This window comes from Inquilinus limosus, assembly GCF_051487185.1.
GTDB classification, from domain to species: Bacteria; Pseudomonadota; Alphaproteobacteria; order DSM-16000; family Inquilinaceae; genus Inquilinus; species Inquilinus limosus_F.
Genome location: NZ_JAHVDK010000026.1, coordinates 30,439 through 47,535 on the forward strand (window position 1 = coordinate 30,439; position 17,097 = coordinate 47,535).

The 17,097-nt window shown below is 68.0% G+C and carries 17 protein-coding genes; 12 read left to right on the forward strand and 5 right to left on the reverse strand.

Going from position 1 to position 17,097, the window contains the following annotated elements; all coding sequences use genetic code 11:
- The first annotated feature begins 55 nt into the window (after positions 1 to 55).
- The 7 genes from KXR53_RS25910 (at position 56) to KXR53_RS25940 (ending at position 7,148) form a co-directional block, all read left to right on the forward strand.
- Entirely contained in the window at positions 56 to 1,270 is a 1,215-nt protein-coding gene (locus tag KXR53_RS25910) for a glycosyltransferase family 4 protein (RefSeq protein WP_437378191.1), read from the forward strand.
- Positions 1,271 to 1,278: 8 nt separating this feature from the next.
- On the forward strand, positions 1,279 to 2,046 hold the full coding sequence (locus tag KXR53_RS25915; RefSeq protein ID WP_437378192.1) for a hypothetical protein: 768 nt from the start codon (positions 1,279 to 1,281) through the stop codon (positions 2,044 to 2,046).
- A gap of 251 nt (positions 2,047 to 2,297) precedes the next feature.
- Positions 2,298 to 3,083 carry a hypothetical protein gene (locus KXR53_RS25920; protein WP_437378193.1) on the forward strand — a complete coding sequence of 262 codons (786 nt, stop codon included), beginning with the start codon at positions 2,298 to 2,300 and terminating at the stop codon, positions 3,081 to 3,083.
- Between the two features lie 371 nt (positions 3,084 to 3,454).
- Positions 3,455 to 4,366, forward strand: a complete 912-nt coding sequence (locus KXR53_RS25925) for a hypothetical protein (protein ID WP_437378194.1) — start codon at positions 3,455 to 3,457, stop codon at positions 4,364 to 4,366.
- A complete protein-coding gene (locus tag KXR53_RS25930) occupies positions 4,359 to 5,252 on the forward strand; it encodes a hypothetical protein (protein ID WP_437378195.1) in 894 nt (297 codons plus the stop codon). Before KXR53_RS25925 ends, KXR53_RS25930 begins: the two co-directional genes overlap by 8 nt.
- A gap of 27 nt (positions 5,253 to 5,279) precedes the next feature.
- Positions 5,280 to 6,200, forward strand: coding sequence for a hypothetical protein (locus KXR53_RS25935; protein ID WP_437378196.1), 921 nt, complete (start codon positions 5,280 to 5,282; stop codon positions 6,198 to 6,200).
- A gap of 21 nt (positions 6,201 to 6,221) precedes the next feature.
- Positions 6,222 to 7,148 carry a hypothetical protein gene (locus tag KXR53_RS25940; protein ID WP_437378197.1) on the forward strand — a complete coding sequence of 309 codons (927 nt, stop codon included), beginning with the start codon at positions 6,222 to 6,224 and terminating at the stop codon, positions 7,146 to 7,148.
- Here the strand turns inward: KXR53_RS25940 and KXR53_RS25945 are convergent.
- From KXR53_RS25945 to KXR53_RS25955, 3 genes are read right to left on the reverse strand one after another with little or no spacing between them, the layout of a single operon-like run.
- On the reverse strand, positions 7,141 to 8,139 hold the full coding sequence (locus tag KXR53_RS25945; protein WP_437378198.1) for a glycosyltransferase family 2 protein: 999 nt from the start codon (positions 8,137 to 8,139) through the stop codon (positions 7,141 to 7,143). The genes KXR53_RS25940 and KXR53_RS25945 overlap by 8 nt on opposite strands.
- On the reverse strand, positions 8,139 to 9,149 hold the full coding sequence (locus tag KXR53_RS25950; RefSeq protein WP_437378199.1) for a mitochondrial fission ELM1 family protein: 1,011 nt from the start codon (positions 9,147 to 9,149) through the stop codon (positions 8,139 to 8,141). The genes KXR53_RS25945 and KXR53_RS25950 overlap by 1 nt, the downstream gene beginning before the upstream one ends.
- Positions 9,150 to 9,171: 22 nt before the next feature.
- Positions 9,172 to 9,894: a hypothetical protein gene (locus tag KXR53_RS25955; protein WP_437378200.1), complete on the reverse strand. Its 723-nt coding sequence runs from the start codon at positions 9,892 to 9,894 to the stop codon at positions 9,172 to 9,174.
- Positions 9,895 to 10,077: 183 nt separating this feature from the next.
- Here KXR53_RS25955 and KXR53_RS25960 point away from each other — a divergent pair, with 183 nt between their 5' ends.
- The 4 genes from KXR53_RS25960 to mak all read left to right on the forward strand — a co-directional run bounded on the left by KXR53_RS25960 (position 10,078) and on the right by mak (position 14,690).
- A complete protein-coding gene (locus KXR53_RS25960; RefSeq protein WP_437378201.1) occupies positions 10,078 to 11,076 on the forward strand; it encodes a lysophospholipid acyltransferase family protein in 999 nt (332 codons plus the stop codon).
- An 87-nt stretch (positions 11,077 to 11,163) separates the two neighbouring features.
- The gene (gene thrS, locus KXR53_RS25965; RefSeq protein ID WP_437378202.1) at positions 11,164 to 13,170 is read left to right on the forward strand and encodes a threonine--tRNA ligase; all 2,007 of its coding nucleotides are present in this window, start codon (positions 11,164 to 11,166) and stop codon (positions 13,168 to 13,170) included.
- Complete coding sequence (infC, locus tag KXR53_RS25970) at positions 13,163 to 13,699, forward strand: translation initiation factor IF-3 (protein ID WP_051249428.1); 537 nt, start codon at positions 13,163 to 13,165, stop codon at positions 13,697 to 13,699. Before thrS ends, infC begins: the two co-directional genes overlap by 8 nt.
- 85 nt (positions 13,700 to 13,784) lie before the next feature.
- On the forward strand, positions 13,785 to 14,690 hold the full coding sequence (mak, locus tag KXR53_RS25975; protein WP_437378203.1) for a fructokinase: 906 nt from the start codon (positions 13,785 to 13,787) through the stop codon (positions 14,688 to 14,690).
- A 59-nt stretch (positions 14,691 to 14,749) separates the two neighbouring features.
- Here the strand turns inward: mak and KXR53_RS25980 are convergent, their stop codons facing one another.
- Both KXR53_RS25980 and KXR53_RS25985 read right to left on the reverse strand, forming a co-directional pair.
- A complete protein-coding gene (locus KXR53_RS25980; RefSeq protein ID WP_437378285.1) occupies positions 14,750 to 15,715 on the reverse strand; it encodes a zinc-dependent alcohol dehydrogenase family protein in 966 nt (321 codons plus the stop codon).
- Between the two features lie 145 nt (positions 15,716 to 15,860).
- Positions 15,861 to 16,163 (reverse strand): ArsR/SmtB family transcription factor, encoded by a 303-nt coding sequence (locus tag KXR53_RS25985; RefSeq protein WP_437378204.1) that lies wholly within the window; start codon positions 16,161 to 16,163, stop codon positions 15,861 to 15,863.
- A gap of 163 nt (positions 16,164 to 16,326) precedes the next feature.
- Here KXR53_RS25985 and KXR53_RS25990 point away from each other — a divergent pair, with 163 nt between their 5' ends.
- Positions 16,327 to 17,094: an adenylate/guanylate cyclase domain-containing protein gene (locus KXR53_RS25990; protein ID WP_437378205.1), complete on the forward strand. Its 768-nt coding sequence runs from the start codon at positions 16,327 to 16,329 to the stop codon at positions 17,092 to 17,094.
- The last annotated feature ends 3 nt before the right edge of the window (positions 17,095 to 17,097 follow it).

Consider the following 17,097-nt stretch of genomic DNA (forward strand, 5'->3'; position numbering starts at 1 on the left):
ATCCGGCCGCTGATGTAGGGTGCGCGCCCCGTTCCGCCCGGTACGATCGGATCCCGTGACCGCTCATCCTCTTCCGCCCGACGACGCCACCGACGAACCGCCGACCACCCCGGTCGACCTGCGGGGCCGCACCATCCTGCAGGTGCTGCCGGCGCTCGGCACTGGCGGGGCGGAGCGCGGCTGCGTCGACGTCGCCGCGGCGATCGAGGCGGCGGGCGGGAAGGCGCTGGTCGCCTCCGAGGGCGGCGCCATGCTGCGCGACCTGGCGCGGACGGGGGCGGAGCACATCGCCCTGCCGCTCGTCGGCAAGAACCCGGTCACGATCTGGCGCAATATCCGCCGGCTCGAGGCGGTGATCCGCGACCGGGGCGTCGACCTGGTCCATGCCCGCAGCCGCGCCCCGGCCTGGAGCGCCTACGCCGCCTGCCGGCGCCTGGGAATCCCCTTCGTCACCACCGTGCACGCGCCTTACAACCAGCGTAGCGCCGCCAAGCGGCTGTACAACTCGATCATGGTGCGCGGCGACCGGGTGATCGCCATCTCCGACTACGTCGCCCGCACCATCATCGAGACTTACGGCGCCGATCCGGCGCGGATCCGCACCATCCCGCGCGGCGTCGACCTGCGGCACTTCGCGATCGAGGCGGTCTCGGCCGAGCGGATGATCGCGCTGGCCCGCGCCTGGCGCGCGCCGGATGACCGGCCGATCGTGCTGATGCCGGGGCGCCTGACCCGGTGGAAGGGCCAGACCGTGGTGATCGACGCGCTGGCCCGCCTGGGACGGCACGACCTGTGCTGCCTGATCGTCGGCAGCGACCAGGGCCGCAGCGGCTACCGGCAGGAGCTGATCGACCGGATCGCGGCGAAGGGGCTGAACGGCGTGGTGCAGCTGGTCGATCATTGCGACGACATGCCGGCCGCCTACATGCTGTCCGATGTGGTGGTGCACGCCTCGACCGACCCCGAGGGCTTCGGCCGGGTGGTGGTGGAGGCGATGGCGCTGGGCCGGCCGGTGATCGCGACCAATATCGGCGCCCCGCCCGAGGTGGTGGCCGAGGGCGAGACCGGCTGGCTGGTGCCGCCCGGCGACCCGGATGCCCTGGCCGCCGCGATCGGCCGGGCTCTGTCGCTGTCGCCGGAGGAGCGGGAGCGTATGGCGGAGCGGGCGGTCGCCACGGTCGCGGCGCATTACACCAAGGAGGCGATGACCGGCTCGACCCTGGCCGTGTACCGGGAGCTGCTGGGCGCCTCGCCCGCGGCGGCCGGGTAGGGGACGCGATGCTGCCGCTGCTCGCCAAGACCTATGCCCTGGCCGGGGCCCTGGCCGCGCCCGGCCGCACCCGGCGGATCATGCGGCTGAAGGACCGCCATCGCGGCGAGCGCTGCTTCCTGCTCGGCAACGCGCCGTCGCTGCTCGACTTCGACCTGTCGAAGCTGGCCGGCGAGCGCTTCTTCGTGGTCAAGAAGGGCTACAAGGCGCTGGAGCACGGCCTGCCGGCGCCGATTCCCTATTATGTGCTCAGCGATCTGCGCGGCTGGGACCGGATCAAGGCCGATGTCTCGACTCTGCCGGTCGAGACCTATCTGGTGCGCGACACCGTCGCCGCCCGGCCGGAGTTCCGGCCGTCCGCCGACCGGGTGGTGACGTTCCCGACCTATCGCGGGGGCCTGCGCAAGCAGGGCTTCCGGCATCATCCCTGGCAGGGGCTGGGCAATGATTCGACGGTGATCCTGTTCGCCGCCCAGATCGCCTATTACATGGGTTTCGCCGAGGCCTACATCCTCGGCGTCGACCTCGACTACAGCCAGGCGACCACCTACTTCTACGCGGCGGGGCAGAGCGAGACCAATCAGTACGCCCGACCCGAGGACGAGATCTATGCCCGGGAGTTCGGTATCCTGCGCCGGGCCTTCAAGGCGGATGGCCGGATCCTGCGCAATGCCGGCCGCGGCGGCGCGGTGATGGGGCTGGAGCGGGCCGATTACGACGCGGTGCTGGCCACGCCGAGACCGCTCTGCGGCGAGGTCCACCGCGTCGGGCGGTAGGACCGCTTTCGGCTGGGCGCCGGTGGCCCGCCGCGCCCTCGCGGTACTGGATCGGCGGAATACTGATCCAAAAGCCAGCACCATGGCTAAATTCCAGTCGCTGATACTTGCAGAACCCACTATGCTGGCCGCCAGTGGGGGTATTCTTAAAAGAAACGAGCATTATGACTTCTCGGGTTGCCGAGCATGGGCGCAGGTTCGCCGTGGTCACGACCTGCCATGAGTCAGGATACGAAGCCTATGGGCGGCGGATGGTCGAGACCTTCGATCGGCACTGGCCTGTCGAGGTGCCGCTCCTGCTCTATTGCGAGGGCTTCGCGCCCAGGCTTTCCGGCGGCCGGATCGTGGTGCGCGACCTGATCGAGAGCTCGCCGGAGCTCGCCGCGTTCAAGCGCCGCCACGCCAACAATCCGCTGGCCCACGGACTGACCCGGCGCCTGCGATTCCGGCTGAGCTACGATCTGGCCAGACTGCGCTTCAAACTGGGAGAGAAGCGCTGGGGGGAAGGCTACCGCTGGGACGCGGTGCGGTTCGCGCATAAGAGCTTCGCCATCTTCCACGCCGCCGCGACGACCGACGCCGACGTGCTGATCTGGATCGATGCCGACACCCGCTTCTTCGCCGATGTCGGCCGGGAGGAGATCGAAGGGTTCGTGCCGGCCGATTGCTTCGTCGGCTATCTGCGCCGCCGCATTCATTCCGAATGCGGCTTCGTCGCCTACAATCTGCAGCACCCGGCGACGCGCGGAATGCTCGCGGAATTCGAACGGCTCTACACGCGGGACGAGATGTTCCGCGAATACGAGTTCCACGACTCCTATCTGTTCGATCTCGTCCGCAAGCAGACCGAGCGCCGCGGCCACAAATCCTTCGACATTGCCGGGGGTCTCGGCCTCAAAGTTCCGCATGTGCTGATCAATTCCCGCCTCGGCCGCTTCATGGATCACCTCAAGGGCGGGCGGAAGGAGGAGGGCCGAAGCCGGGTCGACGACCTGGTCCTGGATCGGGAGGAGGCGTATTGGCGCGAATCCGGCTGAAGGCGGGGGCCGGGCGCGGTCTGCAAGGACCAGGTGCGTTCCCGTGCCGATGCATGGTGCGATTCAACGGCGCGGAATATGCTACAAGAATGTCATAATTGCTCCCTGTTGTCCCGGCAACGTGTCGTGACGGTGCCGAATCGGGCCGCTGGGGGAGCAGCAGATCGCCCGCCGGGCTCCGCCGGCGACGGGATGGTGAATCGGGATCGCTGGTCGGGCACCGACTCTCGCGGCCCAAAGCTAGTGTGACGACGAGCGCGGTGTGGTATTTCAAGAGCTGATAATCAGCTGCGGCGACACGGTTCTCTGGCCATGGATCGCAGATCGATGCGGCCGGCTTCTAGAGAGAAGCGTGTTTGGGGTAAGGTCTCATGGATGACGCTCAGCCAGAAAAGCTATCCCGCTGGTTTCTGGGGCGTCTTTTTCTCGCCGTCCTGTTCGATAATTTATTTGATGTGCGGGCGAAGCAGGCGATCAGAGATTATCACCAGAGGATCAAGGGAAATACACCCGGGGTCGGCGTGCCGGGGGTGGTCTTCTGCGGCTGCGACGACCACCGCTACAAGGCATTCGCCTCCGCATTCCTGCTGTCCGCGGAGGCCCTCGACCGGCCCTTGCACGTCCATCTCCACCTCTATGGCCCGTCGCAGGAGACATTGGACCATATCGATGAGATGAGGCGCGCGCTGTCCCAGGTGAGGCTGACCTTCACCTGGGAGGATGAGGCCCATCCGGCGTCGCCGATCTACGCTTCCGCCGCGCGCTACCTGGTCCTGCATCATCTGCTGTCGGCCTGCCGGGCGCCGGTCCTGTGCCTCGGCATCGACGGCGTCATGCATCGCTCGCCGACGGAGATCTTCGATTCGCTTCGACGCGGCGACGTGATGCTGCGGTTTCGGCCCGATGTGCACCGCTTCGGGCGCCGGGTCCTGGCCGGGGCGGTCGGGGTCGGTCACACGCGGGAGGCGCTCGGTTTCACCAAGAAACTGGCCGCGGGTCTGTGGAAGGGATTGCGGATGCGCCCTCGCAGCCGCATCGACCAGTTCGTCCTCTCCTATCTCTACGAGATTCGCAGCCGTCTGCGGCCGCGGCTGCGATGGCAGCCCGTTCCCGCCCAGCTGTTCGGCGGGCTCGACAACGACCGGGCTGTCTGGACGGCCGCCACGCCCCGCCTCGGCTACGACGTGATGCCTGCCCGCGGTGGCGTTTCGGTGCCCGGTTACGGCCGGGCCATCGAGGATCTCTACGTGGATAGGGCCTTGGGCGACGGCACCCATGGATAGGATTTTCGTGTTCTGGGGCATCTCGCTGGAGAAGCCCGGCTCGGCGCTGGTGGACGGCGCATCGCGTTTCGGCACTGTGCATATGCACACGCCCGCCCGGTTCGAGCCGGACGACGTGGCGATCATCTGGGCCCCGTTCCGCGGCACCTTCCGCAGCGACATCTATCGTCAGATCCGGGCCGCGGGAGGCCGGGTGATCATCAGCGAGAACGGGTGGCTGTCGCCGATCCGAGGGCGCCGCTACTACCAGATCGCGCTGCACGGCTGGAACGGGACCGGCCGGTTCCTCGAAGGCGATCACAACCGATGGGACGGCTGGGGGGTGGAACTGCAGGACTGGCGCCGCGACGGCGACACGATCCTGGTGGTGGAGCAGCGGCCGAAGGGCATCAACCATGATCCCCGCGCCATGCCGCCGGGCTGGGCGCAGAGCGTGCGGCCGAGGACGCGGCGGCCGATCATCCGCCGCACCCGCTTCTCGAACGCGCCGCTGGATCGGCAGATCGACCAAGCCTTCGCCACGCTGGTCTGGACCAGCAGCGTCGCGATCAAATCCCTGATTCGCGGGGTGCCCGCCTTCTACTGCGGCCCGCACATCAATTGCGGCGAGCTGATGCGGCGCGGCCTCGATGTCGAGCATCCGACCTATCCGGACCGCGAACCGGTGCTGCAGCGCTATGCCTGGGCCCAGTGGACGGAGGAGGAGATCCGGTCCGGCGAACCCTTCGCCCGGCTCCTGGAGCTGCCGCATGACGGCAGGCCGGAAGCGATCGAGGATCCGGTCGCTGTCCCTTCCCACTGGACCATGCCCGGCCGGATCAGGGCGCTGATGGCGCCTCATGACGGCAAGCCGCTGGCCCGGCTGGTGCGGCGGTTGGTGGGGTGATCCGTTCCAGCATCCACGGACAGTGTCTTGAGCATTCGGTTCTTCGTCTTCATACCGCCGGGCGGCCGCAACCAAGGCAATCCAAGGCCGCGCGGCCCGAAGCCCTGGCGGGAATGCGTCGCCGCCTGTCAGCGCATGGGGCCGACCTCGACGGAGCTGCCGGACCGGTTCGAGCCAGAAGACGTCCTGATCACCTGGTCTCCCTTCCGCGGATCCAAGCGGTGGCGGGCCTTCCAGGCGGCCAAGGCGGCCGGCAGCCGCGTCATCGTGATGGAGAATGGCTGGCTCTCTCCGATCGGTGACACCTGGTACTTCCAGATGGCCTTCGACGGCTGGAACGGGACGGGCCATTTCCCGGACGGCGGACCGGAGCGCTGGGCGTCGTGGAACGTTCCGTTGCGCCCCTGGCGGCGCGACGGGCGCCACGTGCTCGTGCTCGGCCAGAAGCAGCAACCGATGAGCGATCCCCGGCGCATGCCGCCGGGCTGGGCCCAGAGCGTCCGCCTGCCGACCAGGCGGCCGGTGATCCGCCGGATGCCGTCCGCCGGGCGGCCGCTCGCGGAGGATCTGCGCGACGCGCACTGCACCGTGACCTGGACCAGCACGGCCGTGTTCAAGGGGCTGGTGGCGGGCATCCCCGCCTTCCATTGCGGGCCGAACACGCTGTGCCCGGAGCTGTCGAAATTCGGGCTCGACGTCGAAGCGCCCATCTTTCCGGATCGCCAGCCCGTGTTCGAAAGGCTCGCCTGGTGCCAGTGGAGCGCGGCGGAGATCGCAACGGGAGAGCCCATCGCGCGCCTCCTGGCCCAGCCGCATGATGGCCTCCCGGTCCAGGTCGAGGACCTGCCGGCCGTGGCGTCGCAGTATACGGCTCTGGGCCGCCTGCGCGACCTCGCCCTGCACCTGCCCGGCGGCAATCCGGTCCGCCGCTGGCTCGGCATGTCCTGAGTCATCGAAAGAGGATACGCGGTGAGTCAGAACACTCCGGTCAAGCGGCTCATTGTCCAGGTCTTCGACCCGACCGGCGGCAAGCCGGTGCAGGACATCCACGCCGGGGCCCGGCGTTTCGGGGCGACCACGACGGAGCTGCCCGACCGGTTCACGGCGAATGACGTGCTGCTCACCTGGTCGCCGTTCCGGGCCAGCCGCCGGGCCGCTATCGTGGCCGCCGCCAAGGCGGCCGGCAGCCGCGTGGTGGTGATGGAGCGGGGATGGCTGTCGCCGATCCGCGGCGCACCCTACTTCCAGGTCGCGCTCGACGGCTGGAACGGCACCGGCCGGTTCGATCCCGGCGGGGTGGAACGGTGGCGGTCCTGGGGGGTGACGCTGCGCGATTGGCGGCGGGACGGCGAGCATGTGCTGGTGATCGGCAACAACCGGCGGCACAACACCCGCGATCCTCGCCGCACCCCCATGGGCTGGGCGGAGAGCGTGCTGTTCGACAGCCCCCGTCCGGTGGTGCGTCGCCTCACGCGCAACAAGCGGCTTCCGCTGCAGGCGCAGTTCGAGAACGCCTGGTGCACCGTGGTCTGGACCAGCACGGTGGCGATCAAGAGCATCCTCGCCGGCGTCCCCGCCTTCTATTGCGGACCGACCCTGATCGGGGCGGATCTGGCCAAGCAGGGCCTCGACATCGAGCATCCGGCGATGCCCGAGCGCGAGCCGGTGCTGGAACGCATCGCCTGGAGCCAGTGGAGCAACGCCGAGGTGGCTGCCGGCGAGCCCTTCGCCCGTCTGTTCGACCTGCCGCATTCCGGCGAGCCGGAGACGGTCGAGGAACTGCCCCCGATCCCCTCGATGTGGACGCTGGCCGGGCGGTTCCGCGCCGTAGGTGCCAGGGTACCGCGATGGAGCGGGCTCAACGGGATCGTCAGCCGGGCCTTCGGCATCACCTGAGGGACGGCGCGGCGGAGTCCTTCCTGCGCTCGAGCGCCAGCCCAGGGTGCTCCAGCCAGGCCCTGAGCTCCGGCAGGAACTGCTGGATCGTCCGGTCCTCGATCTGGTCGCTCTCCAGCGCCTGGAGAAATTTCTGCTTCTCCTCGACCAGATAGGGCTTATGGCGGGCGCGGCCGTGCTTGAGCTTGGTCTCGAACTCGCGGCGCGACCGCGAATAGTAATGGTTGATCCGGAGGAGGCGGGAGCTGTGGACCCGAGCGGCGTCGCCTTCGACAACCGGCGTCCGGTTCTCGTCACAACCGGCCACGGGATACTGGTCGAAGCCGAAGCGATGGGATCCCCAGACCGAGCGGACCAGGGCGGGGTTGACGATCGACTTGTGCAGCAGGTTGCCCGGGAAGGAGTCGACGGCCCTCATCCGGTAGCTTTCCGTCACCAGTCCGGCCGGCGGATCGCGATGGCCCGAGGTGCCGAAATTGACCCAGTAGACGATGACGGCGGGACAGGCCTCGTAGTCACGAAGGATATCGGGAAGCGGCGTGCCGGTCGGGGAGAACAGGAACTCGTCGGCGTCGATCAGGGCCAGCCAGCGCGTGGTCCGTCGCGTGTAGACGATCGCATGGGCCATGCCGGTCTTCTGGAAATCCGTGCGATCGATGAAGTGCGGCCAGGGAATGATCTCGACCACGCCCAGGGCGACGAAATCCGCCAGGACGTTGGCGAGGCCGTCGGTGCTGCCATTGTCGTAGATCAGCAGCCGGTCGACCCCCACGGCCAGATGGAACGCCACCCATTCCCGCATATAGGGGGCCTCGTTCCGCACGACGGCGGCGATGGTCAGATAGTCCTTCAGCGGTGCGGGCGGCACATCGTGGACTTCGGCGGGAATGTCGAAGGCCAGCTTGTCGAAATTCGTATGGCCCCGGGGGGAGGGGCGCGCGGCCTGGTCTCTCCGCTTCGCCCAGCGCGGCAACAGGCGCTGCAGCCGCATCACGAGCCCCGGCGCTGCCGTTTGGCGGCGAGGCGCTCCCGGACGATGCCGGCAATGCGGCCGGCTTCGTCGAGCGGAGCGTAGCCGTAGGGCTCGATCGCGCCGGTGAAGGGGCGCGTGACCCCCAGCGTCTCCTGCATGTCGCGATGGAACCGGCGGAACTTCTCGAGATAGGGGCTGGGCTTCTCGTCGAGCGGTATCGAGAACACCGGCTTGCCGGTCGACGCCGCCTCGCAGGTCATGGTGATCGAATCCGCCGTCACCAGCACCACGTCGGCGAGGGCGAGGTACTGGAAATAGGGGTTCTCGCCAGTGCGGTCCCAGACGAAGCCGCGATCGCCGTGCAGCGCCTGCTGCAGCCGCGGCAGCGCGGCGGGGTCGGAGCGGCGCGAGGTTGTGACCAGCAGGCTCCACCCCTCCGCCTGCAGCGCCCGCAGCTGCGCGACGATGGCATCGAGCCGTTCGGGGGAGAAGGTGTAGCAGCGATTGGGCCCACCGATCATCACCGCGGCCCGGCGGGCGGGCGGGGCGCCGAAGCGCTGTTCCGCCGCCGCGCGGTGGTCCGCCACCCGCGCCGCGTCGACACGGTGCGGCGCGCCCACCATCGGCAGCACGTCGTCGCGGCCGTCGAATTCCGGCCGCCAGTCGTGCCGGCCGACGAAGCACAGGTCGAAGCGGTCGAAGCCGTCGGCCGGGACCTGCAGATGGACGGTGAAGATGGACCGGCCGGACCGGCGCGACGCTTCCATCACCACGGGTTCCGCCCGCCCGCCGCAGGAGATCGTGAGATCCGGCCAGGGCGGCCGGATCCGGTTCAGATGGACGTTGCGGATATGGGCCCAGCCGGACGCCAGGCGGCGGGCCAGCTCGGTCTTCCCGCCATGCGGCTTCCGCACCAGGCGGGTCTCGGTCGCGGCGCCCAGCTTCTCGGCCACGCCGCGGCACTGGGCGATGGTGCCGGCCTTGCTTTCGCTGACGATCCAGCAGCGGAGCGCGGACCCGTCGGTCATGGCGGCGTCTGCCGGGATGGCCTTAGCCCCAATGCTCGGCCACCCACGGGGTCGGGCGGACATGCTTCGACCAGCGGCCCGGCCAATGGCCGTTGATCGCATATTCCGGCTTCGGGTCGCCGTGAAACACGATGATGCGGGCGCCCTCGGGGCGGCGCGGCGTCATGAACCAGTTGAACACGCCGAACGGGCCGCCGGGCATGCAGTGCTTCTTGAAGCTCTTGCACCAGGCGTCGGGCCACCAGGTGATGTCGCCGATATGGTCCGAGACATAGGTCTGGGAATTGCGGTAGCGGGCGAAGATCTGGCGGTGATTGGCCACCAGGTTATCGAGCACGTCCTGATGCGCCCCGATCTCGAAGCGGTAGACCGAGGTGTTGCCGACGCGGCGGTCGGGATGGGTCCAGTTGTGGATGACGCAGAACCGGCCCGGATGGTCGAAGAACGGATCCAGGGAGTCGACGATGACGATGTCGAGGTCGAGGAACAGCGTCGGCCCTTCGAGGTCGCCGAGCGGCTGGCCGAACAGCGTCACCTTGCGCCAGGGCAGATTGCGGTGCGGCTCCGGCACCTGCAGCACCGGCATCGGGAAATGCTCGACATCGGGGGCGAGGCCGGTCGGGTCGTCGGTGAAGCAGATGAAACGGTGCGGCCGCGTCAAGTTGCGGCTGACCATCGACTTCAGCCGATTGACGTATTCCGACCCGTATTTCGGGCCCCATTTCGCGCAGATGACGTTGACCATCAGGGAGTTTCCGTTCACGTGACTGCCGAGTTAGCATGCGGGTTCGGTCGGCTCAAGCGACGTGCCGCCGCGCCCCGGATGGCAGGACTTCTCCGCATGGCTCCTCGAACTTGCCTTTATCCGGCAACATTCCCAATTTTCGGCCTGAGCGAATCCCGATCCCCGATTTCCCCGATGAGCCGATTGCACGACAGACTGAACCGATGGCAGAAGGCCGTTCCGCGCCTGGTGCGGTCCTATGTCGTCCATCCGCTGCAGGCGGCCCTGGCCTATGCGGCCTATGGGCTGCTGCGCTGCGTGCCGATCGACGTCGCCTCGAACATCGGGTCCTGGGTGGCGCGGACCATCGGCATGCGGATCGGCGCCACCCGCCACGGCGACCGCAACCTGCAGCTGGTGATGCCGGAGCTGTCGGCGGCTGAGCGGCGCAAGATCCTGGCCGGGATGTGGGACAATCTCGGCCGGGTGATCGGCGAATATCCGCATCTGCGGGCGCTGGGCCGGGCCGAGACGCGCCGTGCCGACCGGATCACCGTCGACGGGTTCGAGAACTACGAGGCCGCGCGGGCCGGCGGCCGGCCGGTAATCATGGCGCTGGCCCATTTCGGCAACTGGGAGGCCGGGCCGATCGTCGCCACCCGCCACGGCGCCCCCCTGACCATCTTCGTGCGGCCGCTGAACAACCGCTTCGTCGACCGGCTGGTCCGCGGCGTGCGCAGCTCGCTCGGCACCGGCCTCTTGGAAAAGCGCATGGCCGGCAACGACGCGCGCCGCGCGCTCGGCATCCTGCGCAACGGCGGGGTGCTGGGGGTCATGGTCGACCAGCGCTACACCGGCGGGCTGAAGGTGCCGTTCATCGGCCAGGACGCTCTGACCTCGCCGGCGGCGGTGGAGATGGCCTATCACTTCAACTGCGCCCTGCTGCCGATGCGGGTGGAGCGCACCCGCGGCGCCCGCTACCGCGCGGTGATCGACCCGCCGCTCGATATCCCCCGCACCGGCGACCGCAAGGCCGATGTGGAGGAGGGGGTGATCCGGCTGAACCAGGTGGTCGAGGGCTGGATCCGCGCCCGGCCGGAGCAGTGGCTGTGGCTGCACAAGCGCTGGCGCCTGACCCCGAAGCGGCCTATCAAGCCGCCGCGGGTGATGCGCCAGCCCGCGCCGCCCTCGCAGGCCGCATGAGTGCGCTGTTGCCTGGCCGGGTTGACAGGCCTTGCCCGCCCCGTACAGTGCCTCGCCCCTTCCGGAAGACTGAACGTGGATAGACTCATGGCCGAGCCCGCCGGCATCGCCATCACCCTGCCCGACGGCGCGGTCAGACGCTTCGACCGTCCGATGTCGGGCGTCGACATCGCCGCCGACATCTCCAAGAGCCTGGCCAAGGCGGCGATCGCCATGACCATCGACGGCAAGCTGTCGGACCTGGCGACCGTGGTCGACCGGGACGCGAAGGTCGGCATCGTCACCCGCAGCTCGCCCGAGGCGCTGGAGCTGATCCGCCACGATGCCGCGCATGTCATGGCCGAGGCGGTGCAGGAGCTGTATCCCGGCACCCAGGTCACGATCGGCCCGGCGATCGAGAACGGCTTCTACTACGACTTCGCCCGCGACGAGCCGTTTACGCCGGATGACCTCGAGAAGATCGAGGCGAAGATGCGGCAGATCATCGCCCGCAACGCGCCCTTCACTCGCGAGGTGTGGGATCGGACCGAGGCGATCGAGTACTTCAAGAACAAGGGCGAGAAGTACAAGGCCGAGATCATCCAGGACTTGCCGGAGAGCGAGTCCATCTCCATCTACCGCCAGGGCGAGTGGCTCGACCTCTGCCGCGGCCCGCACATGCCGTCGACCGGCGGGGTGGGGCAGGGCTTCAAGCTGACGAAGGTGGCCGGCGCCTATTGGCGCGGCGACCACCGCAACGCCATGCTGCAGCGGATCTACGGCACGGCCTGGCGCGACCGACAAGAGCTCGACGCCTATCTGCACCAGCTGGAGGAGGCTGAGCGCCGCGACCACCGCAAGCTGGGCCGCGAGATGGACCTGTTCCATCTGCAGGAGGAGGCGGCCGGCAGCGTGTTCTGGCACCCGAAGGGCTGGACTCTGTTCCGCGCGCTCGAATCCTATATCCGGGCCAAGCTGGACGCTGCCGATTACAAGGAGGTGCGCACGCCGCAGCTGGTCGATTCCAGCCTGTTCAAGGCCTCCGGCCACTGGGACATGTATGGCGACAACATGTTCAAGGTGGCGGTCGGCCGGAAGGAGGACGGCTCGCCGGAGCGGATGTACGGCATCAAGCCGATGAACTGCCCTTGCCATGTGCAGATCTACAAGCAGGGCATCGTCAGCTACCGCGACCTGCCGATCCGGATGGCGGAGTTCGGCTGCTGCCATCGCAACGAGGCCTCGGGCGCGCTGCACGGGCTGATGCGCGTGCGCCAGATGACCCAGGACGACGCCCACATCTTCTGCACCGAGGACCAGGTGACGGAGGAGGCGCGGCGCTTCTGCGAGCTCTTGGAGGAGGTCTATGACGACCTCGGCTTCGACAAGGTCTCGGTCAAGCTGGCGACACGGCCGGAGGTGCGCGCCGGCACCGACGAGATCTGGGACAAGGCCGAGAAGGGCCTGGCCGACGCGGTGACCGCGGCGGGCTGGGAATTCGAATACTCGCCGGGCGAGGGCGCCTTCTACGGCCCGAAGCTGGAGTTCCATCTGAAGGACGCGATCGGGCGGTCCTGGCAGTGCGGCACCCTGCAGCTTGATTTCGTGCTACCGGAGCGGCTCGACGCCACCTATGTCGGCGAGGATGGGGCGAAGCACCGGCCGGTGATGCTGCACCGGGCGATCCTCGGGTCGCTGGAGCGCTTCATCGCCATCCTGATCGAGAACTACGCCGGCCGGCTGCCGCTGTGGCTGGCGCCGGTGCAGGCGGTGGTCGCGACCATCACCAGCGAGGCCGATTCCTATGCGCAGGAGGTGCATGCGGCGCTGGCGGCCGCGGGGCTCCGCGCCGAGATCGACCTGCGCAACGAGAAGATCAACTACAAGGTCCGCGAGCACAGCCTGAAGAAGGTGCCGCTGATGCTGGTGGTCGGAAGGCGCGAGGCGGAGACCCGCAGCGTGGCGCTGCGTCGTCTGGGTGGAGAGGCGCAGGAAGTCCTTGCCCTGGATCGGGCGCTTCATAAACTTGTGGCAGAGACGCGATCCCCGTTGACATCCAAGAGGGGGGAGGTGCAGACGGGGGCGCAGCAATTGACGGAGGCTATCCATAGCTAGACTACCTACAAATGCCCTGCCGACCCGCGAAGGGCCGAGGGTGAACCGCGAGATCGACACGGCCCAGGTGCGGCTGGTCGGCGCGGATGGCGAGATGATCGGGGTCGTGCCCCTGCGCGAGGCCTTGTGGGCCGCGGAGCAGGCCGGGTTGGACCTTGTCGAGATCTCGCCCAACGCCGTGCCGCCGGTCTGCAAGATCCTCGATTACGGCAAGTTCAAATTCGAAGCGCAGAAGAAGAAGAACGAAGCGCGGAAGCGACAAAAGGTCATCGATGTCAAGGAGATCAAGCTCCGCCCGAACATCGATGATAACGACTATAACGTGAAGATGCGCAGCGCGCGGCGCTTCCTCGAGGAAGGCGACAAGGTCAAGGTGACCATGCGCTTCCGCGGGCGAGAGCTGGCGCACCAGGAACTGGGCATGAACGTGCTGGTCAAGGTGCGCGACGAGCTGCAGGACCTGTCGAAGGTCGAGCAGATGCCGAAGATGGAAGGCCGGCAGATGATCATGGTGCTCGCGGCGAAATAGCCGCGGGCATGCCTGGTGACGGTGGTGCGGTCCTGCACCCGGGTGCAGGGCCCTTTTCTTGGTTTGAAGAGGGGCGGAGGCGGGTATGCGGATCGGCGTCGATCTCGGAGGCACGAAGATCGAGGCGATCGCCTTGGACGAGGCCGGGACGGAGCTGCACCGCCAGCGCATCCCGACGCCACGCCACTATGACGGCACGGTCCAGGCGATCCGTGACCTCGTCGCCGCGGTCGAATCGACGACCGGGCAGCGCGGCACCGTCGGCGTTGGCATGCCCGGCGTGCTGTCGCCGCAGACCGGGCTGGTCAAGAATGCCAACTCCACCTGGCTGATCGGCAAGCCCTTCGACAAGGACCTGAGCGCCGCCCTCGGCCGCGAGGTGCGCTGCGAGAACGACGCCAACTGCCTGGCGGTATCGGAAGCCACCGACGGGGCCGCGGCCGGCAAGGGGCTGGTCTTCGCCGTCATCATCGGCACCGGCACCGGCGCCGGCATCGCCGTCAACGGCCGTGCCCATCGCGGCGGCAACGGCGTCGGCGGCGAATGGGGCCACAACCAGCTGCCCTGGGCCACGCCCGAGGAGCTGCCGGGCCCGGACTGCTACTGCGGCAAGCAGGGCTGCCTCGAGACCTGGATCTCCGGCACCGGCTTCGGCAAGGACCACGTCCGGGTGACCGGACAGGAGATCTCGACGCATGAGGTGGTGGCGCGGGCCGAGGCAGGCGACCCGGACGCCTCGGCCAGCCTGGAGCGCTACATCAGCCGACTGACCCGCGGCCTGGCCCATGTCGTCAACCTGCTCGATCCCGATGCCATCGTGCTCGGCGGCGGCATGTCCAACGTCATGCGCCTCTATGAGGAGGTGCCGAAGCGCCTGCCGCCGATCGTGTTCGGCCGGGAATGCGCGACGCCGATCCTGAAGGCCAAGCACGGCGACAGCAGCGGCGTCCGCGGTGCTGCTTGGCTGTGGCGACCGGGCGAGGTCGGCTGAAGCCGCGCGTCGGAAGCAAGGATGGCCTGGCTGCCATGTGGCGGGCGCCAGGGCCGGGTTCAGGCCGACAGGTCGATCACGATCTTGCCGCGCAGGCCATGCGCCGAGCTGTTCTCCATGAGCTCGTGCGCCTGTGCGATCTGCTGCAGCGGCAGCGTTGCGCCAATCACCGGCTTCACCAGCCCGCGCTCGACCAGCGCGGCTAGCCCGTCGAGCTTGGACCGGTTCTGCCGGGTGAACAGAAAGTGGTAGGTGGCGTTGCGGCCCCAGGCCTTAAGCAGGTTCTGCGGCTGCGCGATGTCGACAATCGAGACGATGCGTCCGAGCGGGACGAGGGCCAGAGGGCCACGTGAGAGCGCATCGCCGCCGATCGTGTCGAACAGCACGTCGACGCCGCGCCCGTCGGTCAGCCCCAGCACCGCCTCGACATAGTCCTCCTGCGTATGGTCGATCGCCGCATCGGCGCCGAGCTCCGCGACGAAGGCATGATGGCGGGCACGGGCGGTCGTCAGCACCCGCGCCCCCATCGCCTTCGCCAACTGAATCGCGACCGAGCCTACGCCGCCGGCTCCGGCATGGATCAGCACCGTCTCGCCGGCCTGCAATTGCGCGCGGGTGACGAAGGCCTCCCAGACGGTGCCGCCGACCAATGTCAGGCTCGCCGCCTCGTGATGGCTGAGATTTGCCGGCTTGCGCGCAACGATCTCGGCATCGGCGACCTGCAACTCTGCATAGGAGCCCGGCCCGCCGAAGATTTTGGGCGTGTACCAGACCTCGTCGCCCGGCGAGAATTCGCTGACCTCGGCGCCGACGGCCTCGACCACGCCGGAAACGTCATGGCCGATGATCGCCGGCAGCGGCAGAAGGTCGGCATAGTCGCCGCGCCGCATCTGGCCGTCGAGCGGATTCAGCGCCGTGGCGCGGACCCGGACGCGCAGCTGGCGTACGCCGAGCGGCGGGACCGAAACCTTTCTGATCTCGAACACCTCCGGCCCACCGAAACGGGGCAGAACGGCGGCGGTCATGGTTTGCGACACGGCTTCCTCCTTCGATAAATCGAGAATTCCCGATGTATTCTCTGACTTCCCGGCTGGTTGGCGGGCGTGAAGTTTCGAGGACCAGCCGCTAGTTCGGTATATCCCGATATTCCGAACTTATCGGGCAAATGAGTTAGATTTCCGTCCGCACCAGCTCCGCCAGCTTCCTGATGCTGTCCTCGTCGCGCTTGTAGTAGGTCCACTGGCCGCGCCGCTTGACCGTGACCAGCCCGGCCTTGTGCAGGATGCCGAGATAGTCCGAGGTCGTCGACTGCGACAGGCCGATCCCTTCCTGGATGCTGCTGACGCACACCCCGTCGATCTCGACATCGCCTTCGTCCTGCGGCGGAAAATGCCGGGCAGGCTCTTTCAACCCGGCTAGAATCTTCAGCCGCACCGGATTGGCGAGCGCCTTGAAGGCTGTCAGCGGATCCATGAACCAGAGATATCGCGGTTTCTCGATGTAAGTCAATCGCGCCGAGCGCACTTCTCTTCTCGGCGACGCTGAAGCCCATTCTTGATGTTCTCTTAACGTTCCCGTATCTCGCGATCTTGCGGCTGCTGCAGTATGATCAGCCTCGATCTCAGTCGAGGCCGACATGCCGCCCGAACGCCGCCTGACCGCCATTCTCTGCGCCGACGTGGTCGGCTATTCGCGGCTGGTCGGGCGGGACGAGACCGGCACGCTGGCGCGGCTGGACCAGGCCCGCGATATCCTGCGGGCGGCGACCGAAGCGCAGGGCGGCCGCGTCTTCAACCTGGCCGGGGACGGGCTTCTGGCCGAGTTCCCGAGCGCGCTGGCCGCGGTGCAGGCCGCGATCTCGGCCCAGGACAGGCTCGGCGTCTGGGCGGCAGACCAGCCGGAGGACGACCGCATGCGCCTGCGGATCGGCGTCAATCTCGGCGACGTCGTGGTCAATGGCGGCGACCTGCTGGGCGATGGCGTCAATGTCGCGGCGCGGCTGCAGGCGCTGGCCATGCCGGGCGGCATCTGCCTGTCCGGCGCGGTCTACGACCAGGTCCGCGGCAAGATCGAGATCGGCTTCGCCGATCTCGGCCCGCAGCCGATGAAGAACATCGCCGAACCGGTGCGGGTCTATGCCCTCAGGATCGGGCCGGAGGCGGACCGGGTCGGGGCTATGACGCCTCCGGCCGAGGTGCCGCAGCCGTCTTCGCCCTTCGATGGTTTCCGGCGCCGGTTGCTGGGCTCCCTGTTGATCCTGGCCCTGCTCCTGGTCATCAACCTGATGACGAGTCCGGACTACCTCTGGGTACGATGGCCGGCGCTCTGGTTCGCCTTCATGCTGATCTGGCCCTTCCTGCGGACTCTACTCTGGGACCGATCTGAGAACGCCGGCAGCAAGTAGGCC

Excerpts from the sequence above, each read along its gene's own strand:
- KXR53_RS25915 (WP_437378192.1), top strand. The coding sequence starts at position 1,279 with ATGCTGCCGCTGCTCGCCAAGACCTATGCCCTGGCCGGGGCCCTGGCC.
- KXR53_RS25920 (WP_437378193.1), top strand. The coding sequence starts at position 2,298 with ATGGTCGAGACCTTCGATCGGCACTGGCCTGTCGAGGTGCCGCTCCTG.
- KXR53_RS25925 (WP_437378194.1), top strand. The coding sequence starts at position 3,455 with ATGGATGACGCTCAGCCAGAAAAGCTATCCCGCTGGTTTCTGGGGCGT.
- KXR53_RS25930 (WP_437378195.1), top strand. The coding sequence starts at position 4,359 with ATGGATAGGATTTTCGTGTTCTGGGGCATCTCGCTGGAGAAGCCCGGC.
- KXR53_RS25945 (WP_437378198.1), bottom strand. The coding sequence starts at position 8,139 with ATGCGGCTGCAGCGCCTGTTGCCGCGCTGGGCGAAGCGGAGAGACCAG.
- KXR53_RS25950 (WP_437378199.1), bottom strand. The coding sequence starts at position 9,149 with ATGACCGACGGGTCCGCGCTCCGCTGCTGGATCGTCAGCGAAAGCAAG.
- KXR53_RS25955 (WP_437378200.1), bottom strand. The coding sequence starts at position 9,894 with ATGGTCAACGTCATCTGCGCGAAATGGGGCCCGAAATACGGGTCGGAA.
- thrS (WP_437378202.1), top strand. The coding sequence starts at position 11,164 with ATGGCCGAGCCCGCCGGCATCGCCATCACCCTGCCCGACGGCGCGGTC.
- mak (WP_437378203.1), top strand. The coding sequence starts at position 13,785 with ATGCGGATCGGCGTCGATCTCGGAGGCACGAAGATCGAGGCGATCGCC.
- KXR53_RS25980 (WP_437378285.1), bottom strand. The coding sequence starts at position 15,715 with ATGACCGCCGCCGTTCTGCCCCGTTTCGGTGGGCCGGAGGTGTTCGAG.
- KXR53_RS25985 (WP_437378204.1), bottom strand. The coding sequence starts at position 16,163 with ATGGATCCGCTGACAGCCTTCAAGGCGCTCGCCAATCCGGTGCGGCTG.
- KXR53_RS25990 (WP_437378205.1), top strand. The coding sequence starts at position 16,327 with ATGCCGCCCGAACGCCGCCTGACCGCCATTCTCTGCGCCGACGTGGTC.